Origin of the sequence: Zhouia spongiae (genome assembly GCF_022760175.1) — a bacterium.
GTDB lineage: Bacteria > Bacteroidota > Bacteroidia > Flavobacteriales > Flavobacteriaceae > Zhouia > Zhouia spongiae.
In genome coordinates this window covers 2,846,774-2,871,125 of the sequence record NZ_CP094326.1, presented here as the reverse complement: position 1 = coordinate 2,871,125, position 24,352 = coordinate 2,846,774, and the positions used below count along the sequence as shown (strand labels likewise).

Genomic DNA, 24,352 nt, shown 5'->3' with positions numbered 1-24,352 from the left:
AACAGCGTTTAATTCTTAACACATTTCTCACTTATGAGGTGCCCGTCTGTAAAGGACTATGGCGGGTTTGGAATATGATTTACCCTCTCGACAATTGCTAACAAACAGTTTTTTTATTACCTAGCTATAGTTTATACTGTTATCGAGTTATCATATTATGGTGTTATGGTGTTACGTTGTTATGATCTTCATTTTGCCTTGATGCAAAACGAACCAAAAAATCAAGCCTTGCCTTTTCGACGACCTCATGGAAGCTCGAATGTTAAATTAAACGAACTCCCCACGCTAAGGCGTGACTCAAACAGCGTTTAATTCTTAACACATTTCTCACTTATGAGGTGCCCGCCTGTAAAGGACTATGGCGGGTTTGGAGTATGATTTACCCTCTCGACAATTGCTAACAAACAGTCTTTTATATTATCTAACTACAGTTTATATTGTTATCGAGTTATCATGTTATGGAGTGATGTTGTTACGCTGTTATGGGGTTATGGGGTAACTTTAGTCTAATATATATTGATTAACGACATCTATTTTTATCCCCATATAAATAGCAAATTCAGTTACTGTAACGACCTGATGTGGTTTTTTTTCAAAATATTCTTTTATACGTCCGTAAATTGTTCTTGAATTTCTGATGCTTTTCCCTGTGATACGTTGGATATCTTTTGGATAAATACATACTCTTTTATACTTGCTCATACTCTATCCATACTTTAACCATGCTTTAAATATAAAGGAAACCAACTGTAAAAGCCTAAATATCAGCATGTAAATCGACCAATCTCCACCCTCCGGAAACCTTTTAACACATTCTATATAATAATATACCCATCGGCTAATTCATACATAAACGGCTAAATACTACGATTATGGTTTCTTACTTTTTTTATTGAATATTCTTTATTATAAGTTCGAGTCATAAATGAAAAAGTACTGCAGTAATACATTCATTTTCAATCGCTACGAGAGAGACTCGTAGGAGTTCATTCATCAAAAATTTAAATCATGGCAAAACAAAAAGGAATTATTAAACTAAAAGGAACCCTAGGGGATATTACCTTTTATAAAACCGCCGATGGCTACGTGGCTCGTGAAAAAGGAGGAATCGATAAAAAACGTATTGAGAGTGATCCTGCTTTTCAGCGTACCCGTGAAAACGGTTCTGAATTTGGCAGAGCCGGAAAGGGTGGTAAACTTATACGTATGGCTCTCCGTACCCTTATGCGGGAGGCTAAAGACGGTAGGGTTACCAGCAGACTACTAAAGATCTTAATGGATATCATAAAAACAGATACCACCAACGAACGTGGATTAAGGGCGTTACAAAATGGAGAGTTAGGTAAGTTAAAAGGTTTCGATTTTAATATCAACGGGAAACTGGATACCTCCCTCTATACTCCGTACACCGTTAGTACAGACAGAGCAGCAGGAAGTCTTCAAATACAACTACCTGCCTTTACTCCTAACATTGGTATTGAAGCTCCGGAGGGTACAACCCACTTTAAACTGGTAGCAGCGATGTCAGAACTGGACTTTGAAAACAATGCTTTTGTTTTTGATGGTAGTGAGAGCGGTATTCTACCGTGGAACGCCGAGGAAATAGCAGCCCTGGATCTAATAGCTTCTGTGACGGCTAATAGTACCTTGCCCCTATTACAAGTTATGGGTATCAGTTTTTACCAGGAAGTGAACGGACAAATGTATCCGCTGAAAAATGGGGCGTATAATGCGCTTAATGTTATTGGAATCGACACACCATAATGGAGCTGATTTTATTACGATCTCATTTTAAAGAGGGCACCCAAGGTGCTCTCTACTTTAACGGGAACTTCGTCTGTTTTATGATCGAGTTGCCCTGGAAAGACAACATCAGAAATATATCTTGTATACCTGATGGATTATATCCTTTACAATTGCGAACAACGCATCGTTTCGGTCCTCATTTACAGGTATGTAATGTACCTGACAGGGATGCCATTCTAATACATCCGGCGAATGATGCTTTGGAAGAACTAAAAGGTTGCCTGGCTCCTGTAACCCAGATGACAGGTATTGCAAGGGGTGTTTTTTCAAGAATTGCTCTTGACCGGTTGTTATTGTATTACGAGCGGTCGAGGAAGTTTAAAGACAGTTTGTTTTTGAGGATTGTTTCGAAAGATTTTTCAACTATTCCTTTGTATTCGTGAGGTTGCCTATTGTTTTCCAGGTTCTCATGATGTGCTACCCAGTTCTTGACGCAAAAGCATCTAAAAGTCAAGCCTGTTTTTTGATTTTCTATAGCTTGTTCGTTACAGAATGTCAGATTGAGCCCATCGACTGAAACCCAGAACAAGCTAATCTCGAAACCAATTGAGTATAAATTATAATTCGTTATGAGTGTCTGTGCTTTGTCCCTAGAATGAAAAATATATTTTCATTTCAGAAGTGATCGAACGAATGAGATTCTCTCTAAAAAATGTTTAATTAAAAAAAGTAAAAATGAATACTATTATAGCCAGGGCGAAAGCGCCCACACCAAAGTTTTTTAAGGTTTTAAGAACCATCGGACTGGTATTAGCAACTGTTGGAGGAACGATTGTTGCTTCACCTATTGCCATTCCTGCAACTATTGCGACAATTGCCGGTTATCTGACCGTAGCAGGGGGTGTGCTGACTTCCGTAAGTCAGCTTACCGTTGATAAAAACAATGAGGATCCGGAATATCTGAATATACCTCCTGTTAAAAGTATCTGGGAGCATGCAATTTGATGTTAATACCCGATATGGTATTATCGGCGGTACGCTTTTTAGCGTACTGCCTTTATTTGGGTCTGAAGCACTATGGGAAACAGTGATAACTGCTATCATAGGTGCTAGTGTTAGTTTTGTAGTTTCCATATTATTGAAGAAACTAAGGAAATGGATTGGTTGATGGGGTGAAACAGTTGGCAGTGAGCAGTGGGTAGTGGGAGTAGTCTAGGGGTAATGGTTAAGTGAGTTTTAATTATTGGTGATTATTGTGCATAATCAAGTGCTAACCTATTGAGATTACCACAGCCGGCAAAGTGGATTCGCAATGAACGTAAGGGATCGTAATCGCTAACGAAACCTCGTGTAGTACGGTTTGCCCGACAAGAAACATCTCACGGACAATCTCCCCGGCATTGGAAATTTTATTTTGAAAAATTGCCACAGCACTCCTTTGTCATGGCTTCATAAAGACGACAGTCTTTTATATTACCTGGCTATAGTTTATACTGTTATGGTGTTATGGTGTTATGGTGTTATGGTGTTATGGTGTTATGGTGTTATGGTGTTATGGTGTTATGGTGTTATGGTGTTATGGTGTTATGGTGTTCATTTTGCCTTGATGCAAAACGAACCAAAAAATCAAGCCTTGCCTTTTCGACGACCTCATGGAAGCTCGAATGTTAAATTAAACGAACTCCCCACGCTAGAGCGTGACTCAAACAGCGTTTAATTCTTAACACATTTCTCACTTATGAGGTGCCCGCCTGTAAAGGACTATGGCGGGTTTTTATATGTGGAAATTTTGAACTAACGTTTTTTATTTAACGTTTTAAATTTGTTTCAGAAGTATATTGGTTTTAATTATGATGGTGTTATTTATGTTCATTTTATTCGTGAGACCTCTATTGTTTGATAAGGAACTCATGAATGCTAAGCATTTGTATTCGATACCTTGTCTATTGTTTTTTAAAGGTTCTCATGATGTGCTGCGCAGTTCTTGATGCAAAACGAACCAAAAAATCAAGCCTTGCCTTTTCGGCGACCTCATGGAAGCTCGAATGTTAAATTAAACGAACTCCCCACGCTAAGGCGTGACTCAAACAGCGGTTAATTCTTAACACATTTCTCACTTATGAGGTGCCCGCCTGTAAAGGACTATGGCGGGTTAGGAATATGATTTACCCTCTCGACAATTGCTAACAAACAGTCTTTTTTATTACCTAGCTATAGTTTATACTGTTATGGTGTTATTTATGTTCATTTTGCCTTGATGCAAAACGAACCAAAAAATCAAGAAGGTTTATAGGAAATTTTTGCTGCCGCAAAACCGCTGCTGTCTCTCCATGCGCCGGCTGGCTCGTTCACTAAAACAGTCTGATAGACTGTTTTTAACGCTCCGCCCCATGCTTTTCCAGCTACGCAGACGCACTTCCACTTGAGCCACAGCTATTTCTTGAAAACCTTCGATCATTAACAATTTAATCAGGCAGACTCAGCTATTTATAACCTAAACAAAAAGAACTCATAATGGCAACTCGCCTCGTTTTCTACGAGGCTCAAGCAGCGTCTGGTTTTTACGCTCCTCACGAATAGTAAATACATCCCAGCGCGGCAGTCTGACCTGTTCTCTAAAAATGTACACTGTACATTTTCTTTACGCTCCAGTCAACAGCCTAGGGCAGGATATTATTTAACGTTGTTATCGAGTGATGATGTTATTAAGTGACGAAGTTATCTTGTTATCATGTTATGGTGTGATGTTGTTACGCTGATATAGGTAATGGGGTGAAACAGTAAGCGATTCATAGTCGGTAGTCGGCAGTGGGCGATTCTGGATACGGCTATAGTTTATAACTTTCGGGATCGAGCTTATGAGCCTTATGATAATCTTCTATGGCTTTTACTACCTGGCCCAATTCTTTATATATCAGGCTTCTGTGATAATATGCGTCTGCCGGCCTTTCATTTTTTTTTATGGCCTGCCCTAAATCGTATAAGGCATTATGGTAATTCTTTTCTTTAAGGTAAATAAGTCCCCTGTTATAATATACCCCCGGATAGTTAGGTTTAATATATAAACACGAATCAAGATCTTCTAATGCTTTTTTTGTGTTTTCTTTTAAAAGCCATAATTCAGATCGTTTGAAATAGGCATCGGCATTTTTTTTATTCACCTGAATGGCTTTATTATAGCATTCTATAGCCTTTTCTTGCAAACTTAAAGTTTTATACACCGTTGCTTTATCCATATAAACAGCATCGTTATCCGGATAAAACACCAATAATTGATCGTACACCTGCAATGCTTCTGATAACCTCCCCATATCAACCAATAATTCTGCCATATGCAAATGTGCTCTTTTATAAGTTGGTTTTAATTCGATGGCCTTTATATAATAATCTAAAGCAATTTCATTTTCATCTATTTGTTCATGAAGAAAGCCTTTAAAATCATAGAAAAGAGGTTTTCGTGGTTTTAACACCAGGCCTTTACTAAGGTAATCTATAGCTTCCTGGCAATCGTTTTTCTCAAAGGCTAAGTACGCCAAAAATTTATACATAGCAGGATAATCGGCATTGAGCTTCATACAGCTATCTAAATGGAGTTCTGCCAGATGGTATTCTTTTTTTTCCGTATAAACATACCCCAAAAGACTATGAGCCTTATAGTATTTCGGATCTATCTTTACACAGGTATTTAAATCGTTTAAGGCTTTTCTGTTCCACCACAACATGGAATAACATTTGGCGCGTTTATAATACAGTTTTGCCCGGGCAGGATTATTCTCAATAACCTGGGTATATGCCTGAGCAGCTTTTCTGTAATTCTTTATTTTATAATACTGCTTTGCTGTTTTTTTATATGATTTTATTTGAATTTTCGGTTTCATTTCGAATAGATTTAATGATTGGTATTATTTCTCAGCCCTTTGCATCGAATGGGTTATTTGCTCTTAAAAGACTCGTTATTGCATTTCGGTCGTAAAAGAATATGCTGCCTACTTTGGTACAGGGTATAGAGCCATTAGCTCTCATTTTACACAAGGTAGAATTGCTAATCTTGAGGAGTTCACGAACTTCTGCCGATTTAATCCAAATTGAGGCAGGGGGCTTTATAGCTTCCTTTACCAGGGTTTTAACTTCGTTAATCAATTCGTCTTTAAATTGTTCTAAATCTTCTGCAGTAAGTAAAATTTGGGTCATATTTATGGTTTTAAATTATTTTTTTGCTTTGGTTTTTTTCTTTTATAATTTATTTTTCGATAATGCAATGGTGTTATACCCGTGTGACGCTTGAAAAATCTTCCAAAAATAATAACGTCACTAAATCCTAATCTACTAGCTAATTCGTTCAGCTTTAAATCTGAATTCAATAATTGAAACTTCGCTTTTTGTACTATCGCATTTTGAATAAATTCTTTTGCTGTTTTCTTGGTAATCCGCTTTAGTACCCTAGAAAGCTGTGTAGGGGTTATATTTAATTTACCCGCATAAAACTTGACACTATGATTATAGGTTATGTAATTATCAAGAAGTTTTAAGAAATCAAAAGCAATTCGACGGTTTTTATCAAACAAGGCTTTAGGAGATTTATCAAATTGATGTAGGCAGTTAGTCAATTCTAACAACAAAAGATTAAATCTCAATAAATAAATTTCCTGTTCGATAAGGTCATTATAAGTATTATCTCCTCCTTGATGTAATTGCAGATAATAAACCAGACTTCCCAGATGTATGGAAGACATATAACTAAGTGGGATCTTTGTATATGTTTCAGCTCTAAAATAATTTTTTAAAAAAGAGTCTAAATAATCCACCCCATTTGTAACATAATATGTATATGAAAAGGATATATAATAACCTTTTACACATTTATGTCTGTTGTACAAAAGATTTATCTTGGGAGGTACAATTAATAGTTGATTATAAATAAGGTCAACTACTTTATCACCTATTTTGATTACAATAAATCCCTCTAAAACAAACAGCATTCTAACATCATCACAATTAGAGGGTTTATCATTGTACAAGATAGTAATGCAATCGACCTTAAAATCTTCCATATCCTATTCCTGCCTGGTTAAAAAGTTCAGGCATTCAACGTATTCAACTAGCTCGTCAAGGTTGCTATCAGCGTATCATTAACCGCTCGATAATCACTTTGTAAACTCCCATTTATAATTGTTGATAAAACTCCGATAGATAAGTCCCAGTCTTTATCTTCCTCCGGGACTTCCTCGTCATCTTCTGTAGGCTCTTTTTCTACGCTTGTTGTACTTATGACACTTTTCATCATCGTGGTTGAAGATAATACAACTCGTTGATCTTCTTCATCCATAGCTGATACCTGCATTAATTCAGCTTCATAATCTTCGATAAATTGATAAATTTTATAAGCCTCCCTATTTTTCATTAATAGCAGTAATTCAATGAAATTAATAAAGCTGGATTTAGCTGTAGGAGACAATTGAGAATGTTTAATCTGTTCGAAAATATCGGTGTATGTTTTTTGGGTCGTACTTTTTTTTGAAGGCGAAGACAATAGCTCCTTATATGGTTTTAATCTATTTTTTACTTCATGTTGTAACTTCTCTTCCTCTGTAGGGGAATCGATTGATTTTAAAATTTGCTTATAAACCATTGCATATATACTTCCTAGAGTATCCATGCGCTTATTTATTGGTTTTGACTGAACTTTCATTGTTATTTTTTCAGTATGAAGCTTATTGGATTGTACTTCATAGTCTGCATATATATCTTCTTTAGAAGTACAAGACATTGTAAAACTTAGTACTGCTACTATTAAAATTAACGTATGTTTCATTGTAAACTTTTTATTATTAACACTTTTTAAGTTTACCCGGGTAAGTTTAGCACATACTACTATAAACCAGCAGGTTGCACCTATGAATTCGAAACAAATCTAGTTCTCGAAACCATTGCAAACAAAGAGTTCTACGCAGGTTTTATGCAAATTATACGTTGAATTTCACAAATTAAACCATGTAATTTTCCTTCAAAAATCCATGTTTTTTCATCAATATATTTTAAATTTGAAAGTCCCCTGTTTTTCATAACCAGACCTAAGGGTGTTAGTACTTTTAGGAATTTTTCGGATTAACACCTAGTCTTAAATGAATCGTAACCTACTCTTCATCATCACCGTGGTATTTATTAGCTTAAGTTTAAACGCACAAATAAGCGACATAGAACCTAAGGAGCATTTCTTTTCCTTCAGCTATAAATCATTATATAAAAAGATAAGTATACAAAGGGACAGTAGTAAATTAGAATGGTATTTAAAGGCTTATTTAAACAAAGCGATTAAAGAAACGAATCCGAAAGAAACCGTTAATGCTTATAAAAACTATTTACATTATTCTAAACCCAAACACCGACTGCAGTATGCCGACAGTATGATTTTATCGGCTGTAAAATATAAGGATACCTTATTAATAGGCAAATCCTATCTTACCAAGGGTATTGTTTATTATAGCGATAAAAACTACAAGAAGGCCCTGGATCATTTTATAATTTCTAAAAAGCTTATTTATCATTTAGGAGCAACGTATACTAACCATAAAATTGAATACAACATTGCCCAGGTTAAATATTATTTAGGGTATTATGAAGAGGCACAGGAGATATTTACAAAGTGCCTTAACTTCTTTAAAATTAAAGATATTCAGCAAGCATATGTTAACAGTTTACACTACCTGGCTTTATGTCAGAATAGATTACATAACTACGGATTATCTTTAGAGACCAATTCCCGAGGTATGGAACTCGATAAAAAGATTAACCAAAACAAGTTACAGTCTCATTTTAAGCTTTTAAAAGGAATTAATTATTATTATGTAAATAATTACAAAATGTCGATTGAACTTTTGAGACAGGTATTACCAGAATTTGTGAAAAAAAATGATTTCCCTAATATCAGTGTGTGTCAATATTATATCGGAAAGAATTATTGGGAACTGAATCAAAACAAAAAAGCCATACCTCATTTAGCAGCAGTTGATAGTATATTTAATAACACCGGTTACATTAACCCTAACCTAAGTCCAGCCTATAAATTAGTAATAAACTATTACGAAACACAAGGGCAACCCGAGAACAGGCTTTATTATGTAGATCAATTATTAAAGGTAGATAGTATTTTAAAAACAACCTACACCTATTTATCTAAAAAAATTAACGATAGTAAAACTTACACAACCAAACAACTTATAGTTGAAAAGCAAACCATAGAGGAGCAATTAAAACAAGAGAAAAGACAACAAAATTTGGGGAGGTGGATTATTAGTATTACGCTATTTGCCATTTTAGTTTTAATCCTTAATCATTACCGTATGCAGGTAAAATATCGTAAACGATTTAAAGCCTTAATGGATTTAAATACGCCAGAGGAAAAGAACAAGAAAAAAGCTCCAAAGGTTAAAACCCCTCCTGGTATCAAGCAAAAAACAGTACGTGAAATTTTAGAAAAGCTTGAAACCTTTGAAAAGACTCACAAATTTCTTGAGAAAGACATTTCGGTATCGGGACTAGCTGAAAGTATAAAAACCAACCATAGGTATGTCTCCGAAATAATTTCATACCACAAAGGCAAAAATTTTGTTGCCTATATTAATGAGCTCCGAATTAATTATATCATTAACCGACTTAAGGAAGACAAGCTTTTACGCGAATACAAAATAAGTTATTTGGCAGATCTGGCCGGATTTAACAATGACCGGCATTTTAGTAATGCATTTCATAAAGTAAGCCATATCTGGCCTAGCTACTTCATTAGTCAATTAAAAAACCAATCAGAATAAATCATTATCGGACCCTCTGTTCAATTTTATTTAAATCAACCTTATATTAAAAACACTAAAGTAGGTTCGCTAACATTTAACGTTTAAAATCAGAAAAAGTCAGTTTTTTATCAAAAAAGGTTTACTCCTACCACATTTATAACCTCTAATTTAGCCTATACATTCCCTCGTACCCAAATCGTATCGAGTTTTTAGTTCCCTCAAACCCGGTTTCAAAACCCGGCAAATAATTATATAAACTAAAAACAATACACCATGCGAATTACAACTATACATAAACAGCATACTGTTAGTGCTATCAGTCTTCTGTATATTATACTGTTTACCTATGCAGGAATCAGTAAGCTAGTAGAATTTGAAACTTTTAGAGTGCAACTCGGGCAATCGCCTATGTTAACAAGCTTTTCGGGTTTAGTAGCTTATGGTATACCAACCTTAGAAATTATACTGGCTATCGCATTATCCATCAATAAACTCAGGGTTGTGGCTCTATATGCCAGTTTAGGACTTATGACAGCCTTTACAATGTATATCATAGCCATTTTAAATTTCAGCGATTTTGTGCCCTGCTCTTGTGGAGGAATCCTGGAACAACTAGGGTGGACAGAACATTTAATTTTCAACATTGCTTTTGTGCTGCTTGCAGCCATCGCTATCGTACTCAACGATCAGATCGAACACGATAATCACCAATTACAAATAGACCAACTTGCTTCGAAAAACTATGTATAATCATGAAAAAGCGAACACTCATAGTCATCCTCCTCATACTACTTTTTAGTAGTGGTACGGTACTCGGCTTGTTTTTTTACACCGATTACAACAACCATTTACCTAGTAGTTTTATCCGCCTGTTTCCGCCACATGCTATTTCAGAAGTACAAAAAGAGCTTAAACTGCCTAAGGAACAATACCAGTTTGCAGGGCTTACCAAGCATCATATTTACCTGCATCAAAAAGGTAATCCATTATCTATACTAGAAATTGATTCGAATTTACATATCACTGATACCATCAATTTGCAACTCCCGGACTCTATAAAAATTAATCTCGCCAGAACACAACTAACGGTTAATGATATGGGAATCTTCCTTACCGATGGTACTAAACCCATGCTAATTAAAGGAAGTATTCACGATTGGAAATTAAAGGCAATCGATTTGAGAAACAATTACTTTAATGAGGCTATCCCCGTAGATACTTACAAGCTGGCAGTAATAAAATTAGTGCCTGAACAAGGCAGGCGATTAGGGATGCTAAATATCAATACATTAACTACCACCCTAAACCCAAAAGCTTTGGAAGAACAGGTAGACGGATTCTTTTGTACTGATGGAACCATACATTACAATTCACAACTACAAAAACTTGTATATACATATTATTACCGCAATCAATATATCGTAATGGATAAAAGCTTAGAAGTTATTGCCCGGTATAATACCATAGACACTACCACAACAGCTAACATAAAGATTAGGGAAATAAAGCGTAATGGCCAGCGTTCCATGGCCAGTCTCCCACCTATAATAAGTCGAAGGAGTCATTCACAGGGGCAATGGTTCTTCAACCATTCTCCGGTACGGGCAAAGAATGAACCTCAAAAACAATTTCAAAAAAACACCGTGATTGATGTATACAATCTAAAAAAGGGAGTATATAAACATAGCTTTTATATCCGCAATATACATGGGCAATCCATTAAAGATTACATGATACATGGAGGTCAATTTATGGTGCTGTATTCTAATGCTTTAGTAAAATATGAGTTGGATGAAAACAATTTGAATTAGCAAAAAACGGACTTAAGATATTTTACATGTAAGATCAGGAAGGAAGGCCATAACCTGTAAAAATCAGGCCATATGTTTAACCTTAAAAATTAAAAACAATGAAAAGGATTCAGCGTTTTTTAACCGCAGCTGCCTTTATGGCGGCTATTGGAGGAGCTATAGCGTCCAATTATGATGCTATTAGTGATGCTTACAGATCGGACAATTGTAATCAATTGGTAGAAAAACCACTTGACTGTACCAGCACAGATGAAAATGACCCGATTTGTACATTAGGTTCTTTTACCTATTATCAAAATCAGGGTTGTGTAGACGAATGGCGAAGACCAATCCAATAATTAATTAAAAGAAGTGGCCATTCCACAAGTTTTGGGTGGCCACTTTGATTTATTTAATTTTCTTTAGGGTCTTGGATAACAATAACCTTCATCTTTTTTAAACCTTTTTCTAATTCTATTCCGTTTTTTTTAAGTACTTTTTTTAATGTGCTAAAATCTGTTAGCATCCCTTCTAATGAAATATCAATATTCCCTTCAATCCCGGTTTCATCTATAAATGGTGATCCTAATTGGTGTAATCCCCATAAAAGCCTGATTAATTGTTTCATTGGTTGGTTAACGAGTTCTATTTTGGTTGGGTTGCCTGCTACAAACGGATTTTCACCTTTGGTTTTTAATGCCTTTTGTGCTTTGTCTGTGGTTTTTACTTTCCAATAGGGCATTTTTCTAATTTCTACAGTCACCTTGTATCCAAAATAACTCTTTAAATCACGTTGCATGATTTGTTGTCTGTAATGGGTGTTTGCCTTTTTGCTTTGAGGCACTATAAGTTCATAACAATAAATTCCTTTTCCGGTTTTGGGGTTAATTTTAAAGTCACTACTATCCTTGACCTCAAGTAAAGGAGTATGCCACCACTTACCATAGTTGTTAGGTTGGTCAATTATGTCTGGATTTGATCTTATAGTATCTCCATATGCAATTTGATAGAGAGCTTTTAAGGGAGTATTGATAGCACTAAATCCAGGCTTATTGCCCATGTGAGGATAAAAAAAGCTTGAATAGATACTTCCATAAATAGTGTTGTTTTTTCCCGTAAGAAGCGATCTATATAAAAAATCATGGGCTTTGCCCCCGTTCTTGTCTATTAATAACGGTTTGCTAAAATCATACGAATTCTTCTTTAAATTTTCTTCCTTTTTGTTTAGTTTATGAAATACGTAAGGGGATTCGCCTGCAAGAAATGCATTCAAATTTTCGGTGTTCAAATCGGTGCCTGCGGTAATAGCCCGAACAATTCCTTTATCATCTATCCAGATAATATGCGGTACGGATGTTACCCCGAACTTATCAAATAATGAAGCATCATATACTAAAGGTAAATCAAGATCATACTTTGCCAGTATTCTTTGATAGATCTTTTCAGATCCGCTGTAAAGTTTCCCATCATTACGTCCTACCAGGATAAACTCTACCTTTCCGTCAAACTGTTTGCGAAGTCCGTTTATCTTGGGAAAGCCTTTTATACAGTTTACACAATAACGGTTCCAAAAATCAAGGACAAGCCATTTTCCCTTAAAATCTTTTAATGAAGCTTCTTTCTTTTCATAGTATTGTATATTAGTTAATGTAAAATCAGGCATGGGTTTGCCTATTTCCGGGTATGATACCTGTTCTTCGTTAATAGATGCCAAATCGTCTTGGTTAGACGTTGTTTGCCTATTTTGAGAAGTGATGCTATTACAGGCAGTAATCAGTAGCAACACATACATATATCTTTTTATCATCGTTAGTTTATTTTGTAAGATTTTAATACCCCGGATTCTGGGGCATATTCGGATTATTTTGTAATTCACTTTGTGGTATGGGAAATAGTACATCGATTGTTTCCCAACCGGGTTTTATGGCAGACAATACTTCATTAGCCCTCCCGGTACGTTTTAAATCAAACCAACGGTGTCCCCACTCGGCAAAGAGCTCCCGTTGCCGTTCTGTATAAATGGCTTCCAGTATCATTGCTTTAGATGTACTTTCAAAATTTTCTAGCCCTGCCCGGTTCCGTATCTTGTTCAGGTCGGCAAGCGCCCAGTCCAGGTTATTTAACTGAGCCCTGGCCTCAGCCCGTATTAGGTACTGCTCAGCAAGGCGAAATACCATATAATATTCGGAAAGAGTTGCATCAAAATTGACCTTGTATTTATATGGGTAGTAATAGGTTTCGGTACCTGAGGTTAGAGTCCCTATCCATGTATCTTTTCTTAAATCGTTACTGTCAAATGTATCAAACACAGTCTTGTTGAGAGCGACATTATATGGAGCTCTGCTTAGTATAAAGGCATATCCTTCAATCGTATTAAGCCCTGTGATTACCGGGTATAATTGCCAGATAGCTTCTTTGGAGCCTACTAGAAACACGCTGTTCAGGTCTTGTTCCAGCTGATAATATTGAGAAGCCTTTATTACATTTTCAGCCAATATTTCAGCATTTTTCCAATCCTCATTATATAAATAAACCCTGGCCAGCAATGCCTGAACCGTATGTTTGTTTGGACGTAACCTTCCGTCAGTCACATAAGATTCAGGAAGCAAAGAGCTGGCTTCTTTTAGATCATTAATGATATGTTCATAAACCTCGTTTATGGGGTCTCTGGAAGCCACGGCATTTTCAATATAATCGGTAGTGGTTATATAGGGGATATTCCCAAAAAAGTTAGCAAGGTAAAAATGACAAAAAGCACGTATAAATAGAGCTTCCCCTCTTATTTCATCTTTAAAAATTCCGGCAATGTTTTCGGTTTTATAGAGCCCTTCCATTATAGCGTTTGTCTGGTATATATATTCATAAGGTTCACTCCATAACCTTATAATATCAACGTTGTCTGGCATCAGGCTGTTTTCATAAAATTCCAATTGTGAAGGACTTGTTGAATAGTTGTCTAGTTCATCCGAGCATAACCCACCAAACAAGGTTGTCTGATAGTTTGCGAAACCGCCAAAACCTTCTGTCATCTGGCTGTAAATGCCTATAAGTGAAGCTTCAATGGTTTGCTTATCAACAAAAATATTCTCTCTTGTAAGTTCGTTTTTGGGAGGTTCTGGTTCTACAAAACTCTCACAGGCATATAAAGATACGATCAGTATCAATGCTATGTTTTTCCATTTCAAAAAAAGAAACAATTGTGTATTAATGGTTTTCATTATATGTTGGTTTTAAAAAATGATTTGCACTCCCATGGTAAACATCTTTAAGGGAGGCAGTTTAAGTGAGGTAGTATATTCGGGATCAAACCCTTTGTATCCGGTTATGGTCAATAGATTTTGCCCCTGTATATAAAGACTGGTCTTAGAGTTCTTAAGCAAACCGTTTGATAAAAGGTACGAAAGTGATATGGTTTTAAGTCTTACAAAGGAGGCGTCTATAAACCGATTGTCACCATAAGAACGACTATTCCTAAATGCTGTGTAAGCCTCAGTAGAGGTGCTTTGCGTAAATTGGGGTATGTGAGTTATATCTCCGGGTTGTTGCCACCTCTCCAAAACCTCTATGGGTTTATTGCTCATTGCTCCGGGAGCAGTTCCTGATAGAAAAAGAGGATTATACCCTGTCTGCTTTACAAACTGGAAAAGAATATTAAATTGTAAGTTTTTGTATGAAAAGGTGTTTTCTATTCCTCCGTAAAATTCAGGATCCAACTCAACTAGCGATTGCAAGTCATTGGGATGCTTGATCATGCCATCACCATCGATATCTTCAAATTCATAAATTCCCGTTTGCGGATTTACACCCAATGCATGATATTTACGCATTAAACTAAGCGATTTACCTATTTCATAGACCTGAGCATATGCTGAATTTTCTAGGTTCGGATATTTCAATAAAGTATTTTTAGTAAAACTTATATTAGCAGCAGTTGTCCATCTAAAAGAGTCATTGTCTATGTTTAATGTATTGAGTTCTAATTCTAACCCGGTATTTTCAACTAGAGCGTTTAAGTTATCCTGAATGGATAAAAAACCAGTTGTTGCTGGAAGCGGATAAGCTACCAACTGGTTTGACGATCGATTTTGAAACCAAGCGGCGGAAAGCCTGATGCGATCCCTTATAAATCCCAGATCAATAGCAGCTTCCAGCTTTTTATTGGTTTCCCAGCTGTATAGAGGGTTAAAAAGGCGGGTAGGGTATAGGCCGGAAGTTCCTTGATATGTGTAAAGAGCGGAAGAATATGAGTCCAGGTATTGGTAATCTCCTATTTGGTCATTACCGGTGATCCCATAACTACCCCGGAATTTGCCAAAACTCAGAAATGGTAATCCCTGTTTTACAAGCCCCTCGTTTGAAAAAACCCATGCAGCTCCTACTGCGCCAAAATTGGCAAAACGCTTTCCGGGACCAAAGCGTGAAGATCCGTCTCGGCGCCCAGTGACATTTAAAATATACTTCGAATTATAGTTGTAGTTTAGTCTCCCAAATATTGCCTGGTAATTATAATTGTTATAGCGTGAGGATACCAAGGTAGTGCCGGCAGCATCCAAGTTCTCCAATAATAGGTCATTAGAGAAGTCCGTAGCATAAATAGATTGTCCTTCGGTATCGTTTTTTTGAAAGCTACTTCCTAAAAGTATATTAAATTCGCTTTTCCCTGATCTGTGCTTAAATTCCAACTGTGGTTCTATAATCCAGGATTTGGTAAAATGATGGTTAAAATTTGCATTGGGTTTAGAATATGCCAATTGGGTGGGATTTATAGAGGCCATTGGGGTAATCTGAACCTCGCGTATGTTGGCAGTGGAATATCCCGTAGCTATTTTAACCTTAAGCCTCTCCGTTAACTCATAACTTAATGTGAGGTTACTTACCAGATTTTCTGTTCTTACCTTGTATTCTTTCTCTAAAATGGCAAAAGGGTTATTAAAACTTCCCCCTTCAGGCCCCCAGTTTAGATTCCCGTCTTTAGTGTATGGTATAGGAGTAACTGGTGGCATAAAGATGAAAGAGGTTAAATCTTGATTTAAGAGATCGTTTACCTCCGAAACATAATTACCCGAAAATGTAGCATTAAAACGTCTGTCCTCAGAAAAATGGTTCAGTTGTACATGCCCGGAAGCTTTTTGATATTTGAAATCACCCGGAAAAACAGTGGTTTCTTCCCGCAATCCACCACCTATTCTAAATGTGGTATGCTCCTTCCCGCCCGATATTGAACCCTGAAGATTGGTCAGGTATGCCGTCCCACCTATCAGCTTCTCCTGCCAGTCGGTATAGCTGTCAGCATCCCAAAGCAAGAGATCGCGGGCATTGGCAACGGTGGGCTCAATCCCATCATTAGCAAAAGCTTCTTCACGCATCATTACATACTGCTTACTGTTGAGTAAATCCAGTTTATTGGCTACACTTCCCAAGCCAGTCTGTATGTCCAGACCAAAACGGGTTTTACCTATACTTCCTTTTTTAGTGGTAATAAGTACTACCCCATTGGCACCACGGGAGCCATAAATGGCAGTTGCATCGGCATCTTTAAGTACTTCAATACTTTCTACGCCGCTTAGGTCTATACCATTTAATGGGCTCCCACGATTGATAATATTAATTCCAAGGCTAGATGTTATAAGATCTGTATTCAAGGGTACTCCATTCACTATATAAAGCGGTTCATTACCACTGGCAATACTATTACGTCCACGTATTTGTATACTAAAGTTTCCGCCGGGCACTCCGGTGTTCTGTTGTATAAACACCCCCGGCATACGTCCTTGCATGGCAGCTAGAGGATTAGCAACAGGTTGCAATTCAATGTCTTTTGCTGTTACCCTGCTAATATTTCCGGTACGCTCCTTTTCCTTAACCGTATAATAGCCTGCATTAACGGTTACCGCTCCCAGATTAGTTACCGATTCGTTAAGGGTAATATTCACTTCTATACGGTTGTCGATAGCTTCTTCAATGATATCAAAACCTACATAAGAAAAGATTAAAACATCGGTGGGGTGGGCGCTAATGTTATAGGTACCGTTATTATCGGTAAATGTACCGGTTTGCGTACCTGAAATGAGAACATGAACTCCCGGAATCGGAACTCCGTTGGAGTCTGTAACCACACCCCGAACCTGATGTTGCTTCTCCCTCAACCCCTCCAGAGGAGGGGAGTTTAATATATAGTTAAGTCTGGTTGACATGCCCCAGGCATTGTATGTCAATAGGGTTAAGGAAATGAGCAGAATGCCAATAAGTAGCAACCTGATCTTGTTTATAAAGGTATTTTTCATAGTTTTGAGTACATTATAAAACTTAGGTTTTGTTAGTATCAGGCTCTCTAATTTTCCCTTTTACTTCTTAGGGAGCCTTACTTTAATTTTAACACCGAGCGAATCCTAACTCTTTTATATACCAGTCCGTTTACCATGAGCAATAGCTCCCCGTAAGGACAGGTCTTATTTGGAAGGACAGCCTTAGATGTTTAAGATCTTGTGATTCGTTATATGGCCGGATACCATGATTATGTGTAGTCGTCAGTTGCAGGAGATATACCATTTCTTAAATAGTACTGGTATATCATTTCTAAGTACCGGGGCTGCAAAAATGCAACCCAATTCATTCTTTCGTCACTCCTGCAACAAATACCAAATAGCCATTGCGGCTGGTTAGCTTAAACAGGCCATTTGGGTTTTTTGGCAAACAAAATGTAATACACCGTAAACGCAACATTGTATTGCGCTTTGGTTATTGCAAATTGTTTACTAATAAGGTTGTTTGGTTGGTGTTTCATTCTACCCTTGTTTAATTAATCCCAATGTCATTTCGACTTTAGGGAGAAATCTCATATTGCAAAACCTCGAATAAAAACCAGGAAGCTATGCTAAGAAAAGTTGAGAAAGCCTAATGTATATAAATAATTGGGCGTGGAACTCAACAAACCGGATTGGGGCACTGGTATGCCTGACAACGATAAGTGAGCCCACGCCCGGGTCGTGAGCAAATTTACTTATCATCTCGTTGTCTAAAAATTACCAGTTTTCAATCCGAGACTCAAAGCAATTGCTTCTAATGTTTTTTCTATATGAAGAATTGCAAAAATAACCCTTTCCTTCATAAAGGGTTATCAAATATATTTAAAATATTTTAACGACACAAACGTCGTTGATATTATTTTATTTATTACCGTCTTTTGAGTTCATGATCGAGAAGGTAGATATTTTGCATTATACCACTTCTATTGAAATGGTTCTTAAAGAGCTTAGAGAAGAAAAAGGTATTTCTCAAGGAAGACCAAAAGGGTTATCTCAATCAGATGTTAATATAGAATTTGCTCAGAAATACAAAGTTACTTTGAACATGGGGCGTATGGAGTCTAATCCTAATTTTGGAATGATCAAACTTCTTCTTCTTTGTGATTATTTCGAGATATCAATTACTGATTTCTTTGAAAGGGTATTGAGTAAGGAGAAGAAGGAAATTGTAGAGTTTTTAAGAACAAAAAAGACTAAAAAAAGACAGAAACAAAAGAAAGATAAATAAGGTTTATTAAAATATTGCTTTAAGTTATCTATATACAATTTGTTTGCTGGTTATGCTCTTCGCGGCCATATTTGGACAAAGTTGGTAAAAACATACAAGTTTTTCTCATACTCTATACTAGCCTTTGGTATGGCTTTGGTATGCTCTATCTATACTGGAACCCGGCTTGATGACCCGTCCTAAAATAACTATACAGGTTATTAAATAAATCCTGATATAATTATACAACTCTTTTTCTTAATCCTAAAATGACTGTACAGGTTACTACAAATAGACTCTATTAGAGGGATCTATAAGTAGATTTCGGATTAGCGTAAAGGATATTACCTTTTTATTGCTTGCTTTGAAAAATGGGGGAATTTCACCTCTATGAGTTGGGGAGGTTTTGTTTTATATTTATGCTTTAATTTTTATATAAGCGATATTAAAAAGTATTGTTATCCGGTATAAACCTGTTAAATAACTATATTTGGAGTGATATAATCAGTTACCCGCAAGCTGAAAAAAACATGGCTATTTCGGAGTGACCATGCCACGCATTTCGGTCTCATAGTGCCACTTGGAAAGATCATACAATGATATAAAAAAATAGTTATTCTTCTTTGTTTAAAACCCCTTTTCTCAAGCTTTCCCCTTTCAGGTCAATACGGTGTGAGGAGTTAACGATACGGTCCAGTATTGCGTCGGCAATGGTCCCCTCCCAATAATGTCATACCATGCAGAGACTGGGATTTGGGAAGCAATAATGGTGGATGTCTTATTGTAACGGTCGTCGATAATGTCCATGAGTGTTTCCCTGGCATGATTATCAAAGGCCTGCAGTCCAAAATCATCAAGGATCAACAAATTACATTTAAGCAGCTTTTGGAGATCCTTCAGGTAGGTACCATCCACTTTACTGAGCTTGAACTTTTTCAATAGCCGTGCCGTAATGGCATAATTAACCCTGAGGCCCATGTTACAGGCTTGGTACCCCAAGGCCTGTGCCAGGTAACTTTTACCTGTCCCACTGGCCCCGGTGATGATGATGTTCTCCTTCCGGGAGATAAAATCCAGTGTTCCCAACCGGTGGAAGGTGTTCTTGTCCAGGTTGCGCTGCTGGGCGTAATCGATCTCTTCCAAAGAGGCTTTTTGCCTAAAACGTGCTGCTTTTCGCAACCGGTCTATTTTTTTGTTTTGCCGGTCTTCCCATTCATGGTCTACCAATAAGGCCAGGTACTGATCGGCCGTAAGGTCTTGGTATTGGTTTTCGTTCATGTACCTGTGGTGGAGCCCGGCCATGGCCTTAAGCCTCATCTGTTGGAGTTTTTCAATGGTCTGGTGATTGTTCATTGTCTTAAAAATTTATAAAGGTTAAACATTTGTTCTATTGATATGCCGAAGCCCCACGGATGTTCCCGTGCTTGGGGATATGGGACTTGTCTTGATCAAGATCCTGGTCAAACAGGGTTGATTTATCCATGTTGTTTTTCAAAATATTGCTGATGCGCCTGTAAGAGATGGCACCGGCCTGTAAAGCCCTTTGACAGGCTTTGTTGAGTCGTTCGCTCCCATAGGTCTTATGTAGCTGTACCACCCCCATGGCACGCTTGTACCCTGTTTCAGGGTAATCGGTTACGGCCAATATCCGTTCTATACACGATACGACATGCTTGCCATGTGGACTGGCTAACCGCTTAAAATATTCTGGACTCCACTGCGTGTAGGCCTTATGGGTGCTGCTGAGATGACCCTTGTTGGTGTTGTACTCCCCTTTAGAAGGGTTACGACAATGAAGAGCTATACGTCGGTGGTTGTAATATACCTCCACCGTGTCTTGGGTATAGTGTATCATAGTGTGTTTGCCAATATAACGGTAAGGAACACTGTAGTAGCTCTTGTCTGGGGAAAAGTACACATACCCCATCTTCTGTACCTTAGCCCTTTTATACCCTTTAATCTGGTAGGGTGTTTGGGGCAAGGGCTTTAAATAGGACCTCTCCACAGATTGAAAGCGTTCTTTACGGCTGCCTTGCTTACGTTGGAACAAAAGATTATTGTAGCGCTCCAAAAGTTTGCGTATTTCCCTGTTAAGTTCTGCCAGAGAAAAGAAGGTCATCTCCCGAAGTGGATAATAAATACGTTGGTAGGCTAGGTGGACAGCATTTTCGACCAAAGCCTTATCCTGTGGTGTAAGACTCCCCTAAATAGAAGCACTTTCAAATATAGTATTTTCCATTAAGTGTTGGTCGATTATAAGGGAAGCAAAACGCGTTTTGCTTCTTTGCTTTACAAAATTGACTGGGGTTTTATATCCCAAGGACTTGTGTGGCCTGATATTATTGTAATTCCATAGCCATGTTTGTGTTTGATCTCTTACCTGATTTAATTCAAAAAATAAATGTGCATCTAAAACCTCTTTTCTATAAGAGCCATTAAATCGCTCAATTAAAGAGTTTTGAGTTGGTTTACCGGGTTGTGTGAAACAAATTTTGATACTGTGTTTACGTGCCCAGGAGTCGAATACAGCTGAAGTGAACTCTGGGCCATTATCCACTCGTACTACTTTAGGAGTCCCTCTCCAACTAATGAGTCTGTCCAGATCCCTCACAATACGTCTGGCACTCAGTGAGGTGTCAATCCCTATCATAAGAGCTTCCCTGTTATGGTCATCAATCACATTAAAAGTTCTAAAACTCTTCCCGCTTATCAAGGTATCCTGCATAAAATCCATACTCCAGGTAATATTACAGTCCACCGGTATGATATGTGGTGTTTTAATACGTGCAGGGAGCCTTCTCTTGCGTTTTCGCCGAATGTTCAGGCTCATCATCACATAAACCCTATAAACCCGTTTATGGTTCCACAGATATCCTTTGGACCGTAACAAATAATACATCTTTTTAAAACCATATGTAGGATAAGCCTCCGCCAATTTCTCTAATTCATCTATGATATGCCGATCCTCTGTCTTGGCTTTAAAACGATAATAGTAAACCGATATGCTTAGACTGAGTGCTGTACAGGCCCGCCGGATGCTTAAGTGTTCCTCTTTGACTAAATATCCAACTGCTGCTCGTTTATCGACAGGCCTTAGAGCTTTTTTTCGATCAGGTTTTTTAATGCATTGTTTTCAAAAGCAAGATCGGCATACATCCGTTTGAACTGGGACAGTTCTGCCTCCATCTCTTTCATCTTCTTAAGTTGGTTGGCATCCATACCTCCATATTTGCTCTTCCAATTATAAAAAGTGGCCTGGCTGATCCCATGTTCCCGGCATAGGTCAGTCACGGATTGTCCGGATTCCTGGGACTTTAAGATCTTGATGATCTGTGTTTCGGTGTGTCTTGTTTTTTTCATTACCCTAAATTTAAACGTTTTTCTAATTTATAACGCTTCGTTTTTTAGGGAGCCTTACAGTATACTGGCTGTGGGGCAAAATAGCAACAAATACCTCTACCGGTATTATTTCTCCAGTAGCTTTGTCTACAATATGCAGTTTCTTGCCTGCAAAATCAATGAACATCTCCTTGCCGGCAATATGCTCTCTAATAAAATTCCTGCTATATACCAGAACATAAGTTTCCGTTTGTTAGTTAAATTTTAGTAAAGGCAAGGAGACCTTTATGAACTTAATTATTTTAAATACTTAAATAATCCACTAAATGCATACAACACAAAATAATAACAAGCCTTAATAAATGGTACCTTAGCTACTGTTCTCAATACCTTAAAATGATACTTTGCTGCTCTAAGTTTATTACTTGAAACTGAGTTAGTCCTTACTCTATAATAAGCTAAAACTTCTTGCATACCTCTGGTTTCTCTAATTTCTTTAAAAATTTTCAACCAAAGACCATAATCTTGCCTTTTTCTTATAATGGGCATATAAACCTTACCTATTTTTTCGGTATCATAAATTGCTGTTAAACAGCCAATAGGGCAAGTTTTCAAAAGGTCATTAAATGACAACTTTTCCGGTACATTAATAATACCGCCTAAATTCCCATTTTCATCCATTTTTTGATAAGAGGAATACGTAAATGGAAGATCATTATCTGATAAAAACTTAATCTGATCCTCTAACTTATTCGGCTTCCATACATCATCACTATCGCAAAATGAAATAAATCTTCCTGAAGCATTTTGAATTGAATTATTACGTGCAACTCCCGGTCCAGAATTAAATTCTAATTGAAAAATTTTAATCCTTGAATCTTTCTCAGCATATTCTTTTAGCAACTCCCAAGTTCCATCTGCTGAACAATCATCAGTTATTAATAACTCCCAATTTTCATATGTTTGATTTATTATAGATTCAATGGTTTCATTAATATATTCCAAAGAATTATAAGTTGGTGTAATAATGCTAACTGTTGTCATTATTTAATATAAAATTATATATATTTCTATATTGCTTTGCTATTCTTTCCCAATCGTTAACTTTTGTCTCTTCAGTTGGATTAAAATTATATTCTTTATAATTTTCTGCTATAGCTAAAATACCACTTTCAATAGATTGCACACTAAATGGATTGATTTTAACTCCCGTTTTTTCGGAATATATCCCATCAACTCCATCATTCTGAGCATACATAATTAAAGTACTTTGTGTTAGAGCTTCAGCATATACTAAACCAAAAGTCTCATTATAAGAAGGCATTGCAAATAAATTGGATGTTGCAAGTAAATCCTTTAATCTGTTTTTATCATAAACTTCACCTAGGTATCTTATAAAACTATACTTGGAAATGAGTTTTAATATTTTATAATGATATCTACCGCCACCTCCGACTAGCAATAATTCACATTTAAAACCACTTTTATTCAGATTTGTGACTGCCTTTATTAATCTGTGTACATTCTTTCTTTTAATAAAAGTTCCTATAAATAAAATCTTAAACACACCAAAGTAGTCACTTTTTTTTGTATTAATATGATTTAACCAAAATTGATTTATACCATTAGGAATAATCAAAATTTTATTTTCAAAATATTTTAATCGTTTCTTTATAAATTGATTTTGAATGAACATTTTACGGTATGATGGAGAAATAAAAATTATTTTACTTGCATTCATCAAAATTTTAATTCCATATCTTCTCAAATGCAAGAAATACTTTAAGAATATTTTAATATCTGTGCTTCTAACTGCAATAATATATGGTATATTATATTTTTTATGTAGCTCGTACGCCACTGCCCCATCACTAAACCATGTATGTGCATGAATAATATCAAAAGATTCTATATTATCTAACTCTTTTAGCAAATCGGAGAATATTTTTTCTTTTTTATGAAAGAAATTAACCCTTGTCCATATATTTAATATATGTCTGTAGTATATTTGAGATTTTTCGTTTCTAAAATCAATCTTATTATTATCAATTAGATTTTCTCTCCTAATTGCTGTATACACTGTCTGAGAAAAATCATTATCATCTAAATGCTTAAATAAATTTGAATAAATTTTAGACCCTGAGTAATCATTTGCTATATGAAGACACTTCATGC

Annotated in this window: 21 protein-coding genes and 1 pseudogene; 9 read left to right on the top strand and 13 right to left on the bottom strand. The window is 36.6% G+C overall.

The features are described from left to right. Positions 1 to 501 precede the first annotated feature (501 nt). Positions 502 to 702, bottom strand: a complete 201-nt coding sequence (locus MQE36_RS12530; protein ID WP_242936319.1) for a hypothetical protein — start codon at positions 700 to 702, stop codon at positions 502 to 504. A 306-nt stretch (positions 703 to 1,008) separates the two neighbouring features. On the opposite strand from MQE36_RS12530, the gene MQE36_RS12525 reads away from it, so the two are divergent. The 4 genes from MQE36_RS12525 to MQE36_RS12510 all read left to right on the top strand — a co-directional run bounded on the left by MQE36_RS12525 (position 1,009) and on the right by MQE36_RS12510 (position 2,914). Next, positions 1,009 to 1,764 carry a hypothetical protein gene (locus MQE36_RS12525; RefSeq protein ID WP_242936318.1) on the top strand — a complete coding sequence of 252 codons (756 nt, stop codon included), beginning with the start codon at positions 1,009 to 1,011 and terminating at the stop codon, positions 1,762 to 1,764. Then, complete coding sequence (locus MQE36_RS12520) at positions 1,764 to 2,189, top strand: DUF5675 family protein (RefSeq protein ID WP_242936317.1); 426 nt, start codon at positions 1,764 to 1,766, stop codon at positions 2,187 to 2,189. Before MQE36_RS12525 ends, MQE36_RS12520 begins: the two co-directional genes overlap by 1 nt. Positions 2,190 to 2,481: 292 nt before the next feature. Then, positions 2,482 to 2,751, top strand: a complete 270-nt coding sequence (locus tag MQE36_RS12515) for a hypothetical protein (RefSeq protein WP_242936316.1) — start codon at positions 2,482 to 2,484, stop codon at positions 2,749 to 2,751. Next, positions 2,741 to 2,914: a hypothetical protein gene (locus MQE36_RS12510; protein ID WP_242936315.1), complete on the top strand. Its 174-nt coding sequence runs from the start codon at positions 2,741 to 2,743 to the stop codon at positions 2,912 to 2,914. Before MQE36_RS12515 ends, MQE36_RS12510 begins: the two co-directional genes overlap by 11 nt. Positions 2,915 to 4,574: 1,660 nt before the next feature. Here the strand turns inward: MQE36_RS12510 and MQE36_RS12505 are convergent. From MQE36_RS12505 to MQE36_RS12490, 4 genes are read right to left on the bottom strand one after another with little or no spacing between them, the layout of a single operon-like run. After that, positions 4,575 to 5,624 (bottom strand): tetratricopeptide repeat protein, encoded by a 1,050-nt coding sequence (locus MQE36_RS12505; RefSeq protein ID WP_242936314.1) that lies wholly within the window; start codon positions 5,622 to 5,624, stop codon positions 4,575 to 4,577. A 31-nt stretch (positions 5,625 to 5,655) separates the two neighbouring features. Next, positions 5,656 to 5,937, bottom strand: a complete 282-nt coding sequence (locus MQE36_RS12500) for a helix-turn-helix domain-containing protein (RefSeq protein WP_242936313.1) — start codon at positions 5,935 to 5,937, stop codon at positions 5,656 to 5,658. Positions 5,938 to 5,939: 2 nt separating this feature from the next. Further along, a complete protein-coding gene (locus MQE36_RS12495) occupies positions 5,940 to 6,797 on the bottom strand; it encodes a helix-turn-helix domain-containing protein (protein ID WP_242936312.1) in 858 nt (285 codons plus the stop codon). Positions 6,798 to 6,844: 47 nt separating this feature from the next. Further along, complete coding sequence (locus MQE36_RS12490; RefSeq protein WP_242936311.1) at positions 6,845 to 7,558, bottom strand: hypothetical protein; 714 nt, start codon at positions 7,556 to 7,558, stop codon at positions 6,845 to 6,847. Between the two features lie 310 nt (positions 7,559 to 7,868). Here MQE36_RS12490 and MQE36_RS12485 point away from each other — a divergent pair, with 310 nt between their 5' ends. From MQE36_RS12485 to MQE36_RS12470, 4 genes are all read left to right on the top strand, one after another. Then, the gene (locus MQE36_RS12485) at positions 7,869 to 9,554 is read left to right on the top strand and encodes a helix-turn-helix domain-containing protein (RefSeq protein ID WP_242936310.1); all 1,686 of its coding nucleotides are present in this window, start codon (positions 7,869 to 7,871) and stop codon (positions 9,552 to 9,554) included. 255 nt (positions 9,555 to 9,809) lie between these two features. Then, positions 9,810 to 10,286, top strand: a complete 477-nt coding sequence (locus MQE36_RS12480) for a MauE/DoxX family redox-associated membrane protein (protein ID WP_242936309.1) — start codon at positions 9,810 to 9,812, stop codon at positions 10,284 to 10,286. Positions 10,287 to 10,288: 2 nt separating this feature from the next. After that, complete coding sequence (locus MQE36_RS12475) at positions 10,289 to 11,347, top strand: hypothetical protein (protein ID WP_242936308.1); 1,059 nt, start codon at positions 10,289 to 10,291, stop codon at positions 11,345 to 11,347. Between the two features lie 98 nt (positions 11,348 to 11,445). Continuing rightward, the gene (locus tag MQE36_RS12470; protein WP_242936307.1) at positions 11,446 to 11,685 is read left to right on the top strand and encodes a DUF6520 family protein; all 240 of its coding nucleotides are present in this window, start codon (positions 11,446 to 11,448) and stop codon (positions 11,683 to 11,685) included. 53 nt (positions 11,686 to 11,738) lie between these two features. Here the strand turns inward: MQE36_RS12470 and MQE36_RS12465 are convergent, their stop codons facing one another. The 3 genes from MQE36_RS12465 to MQE36_RS12455 are packed head-to-tail and all read right to left on the bottom strand — an operon-like array spanning position 11,739 to position 17,610. Beyond that, a complete protein-coding gene (locus tag MQE36_RS12465; protein WP_242936306.1) occupies positions 11,739 to 13,133 on the bottom strand; it encodes a redoxin domain-containing protein in 1,395 nt (464 codons plus the stop codon). A 22-nt stretch (positions 13,134 to 13,155) separates the two neighbouring features. Continuing rightward, entirely contained in the window at positions 13,156 to 14,544 is a 1,389-nt protein-coding gene (locus MQE36_RS12460) for a RagB/SusD family nutrient uptake outer membrane protein (protein WP_242936305.1), read from the bottom strand. 12 nt (positions 14,545 to 14,556) lie between these two features. After that, complete coding sequence (locus tag MQE36_RS12455; protein WP_242936304.1) at positions 14,557 to 17,610, bottom strand: SusC/RagA family TonB-linked outer membrane protein; 3,054 nt, start codon at positions 17,608 to 17,610, stop codon at positions 14,557 to 14,559. Between the two features lie 907 nt (positions 17,611 to 18,517). Between MQE36_RS12455 and MQE36_RS12450 the strand changes: the two genes are divergently transcribed. Continuing rightward, positions 18,518 to 18,859 carry a hypothetical protein gene (locus tag MQE36_RS12450; protein ID WP_242936303.1) on the top strand — a complete coding sequence of 114 codons (342 nt, stop codon included), beginning with the start codon at positions 18,518 to 18,520 and terminating at the stop codon, positions 18,857 to 18,859. 592 nt (positions 18,860 to 19,451) lie between these two features. Here MQE36_RS12450 and istB read toward each other — a convergent pair. From istB to MQE36_RS12425, 5 genes and pseudogenes are all read right to left on the bottom strand, one after another. Beyond that, positions 19,452 to 20,191 (bottom strand): annotated as a pseudogene (istB, locus tag MQE36_RS12445) (IS21-like element helper ATPase IstB). Between the two features lie 34 nt (positions 20,192 to 20,225). Then, positions 20,226 to 20,957, bottom strand: coding sequence for a Mu transposase domain-containing protein (locus MQE36_RS12440; protein ID WP_242936302.1), 732 nt, complete (start codon positions 20,955 to 20,957; stop codon positions 20,226 to 20,228). Between the two features lie 84 nt (positions 20,958 to 21,041). Continuing rightward, positions 21,042 to 22,198, bottom strand: a protein-coding gene (locus tag MQE36_RS12435; protein ID WP_423242463.1) for an IS3 family transposase whose coding sequence is annotated in 2 segments (ribosomal slippage) — positions 21,042 to 21,937 and positions 21,937 to 22,198 — 1,158 coding nt in all. Because the reading frame shifts where the segments join, the coding sequence is not laid out codon by codon here. A 276-nt stretch (positions 22,199 to 22,474) separates the two neighbouring features. Then, positions 22,475 to 23,221: a glycosyltransferase family 2 protein gene (locus tag MQE36_RS12430; RefSeq protein ID WP_242936300.1), complete on the bottom strand. Its 747-nt coding sequence runs from the start codon at positions 23,219 to 23,221 to the stop codon at positions 22,475 to 22,477. After that, a complete protein-coding gene (locus tag MQE36_RS12425) occupies positions 23,208 to 24,350 on the bottom strand; it encodes a glycosyltransferase family 4 protein (protein ID WP_242936299.1) in 1,143 nt (380 codons plus the stop codon). Before MQE36_RS12425 ends, MQE36_RS12430 begins: the two co-directional genes overlap by 14 nt. Positions 24,351 to 24,352: the final 2 nt, after the last annotated feature.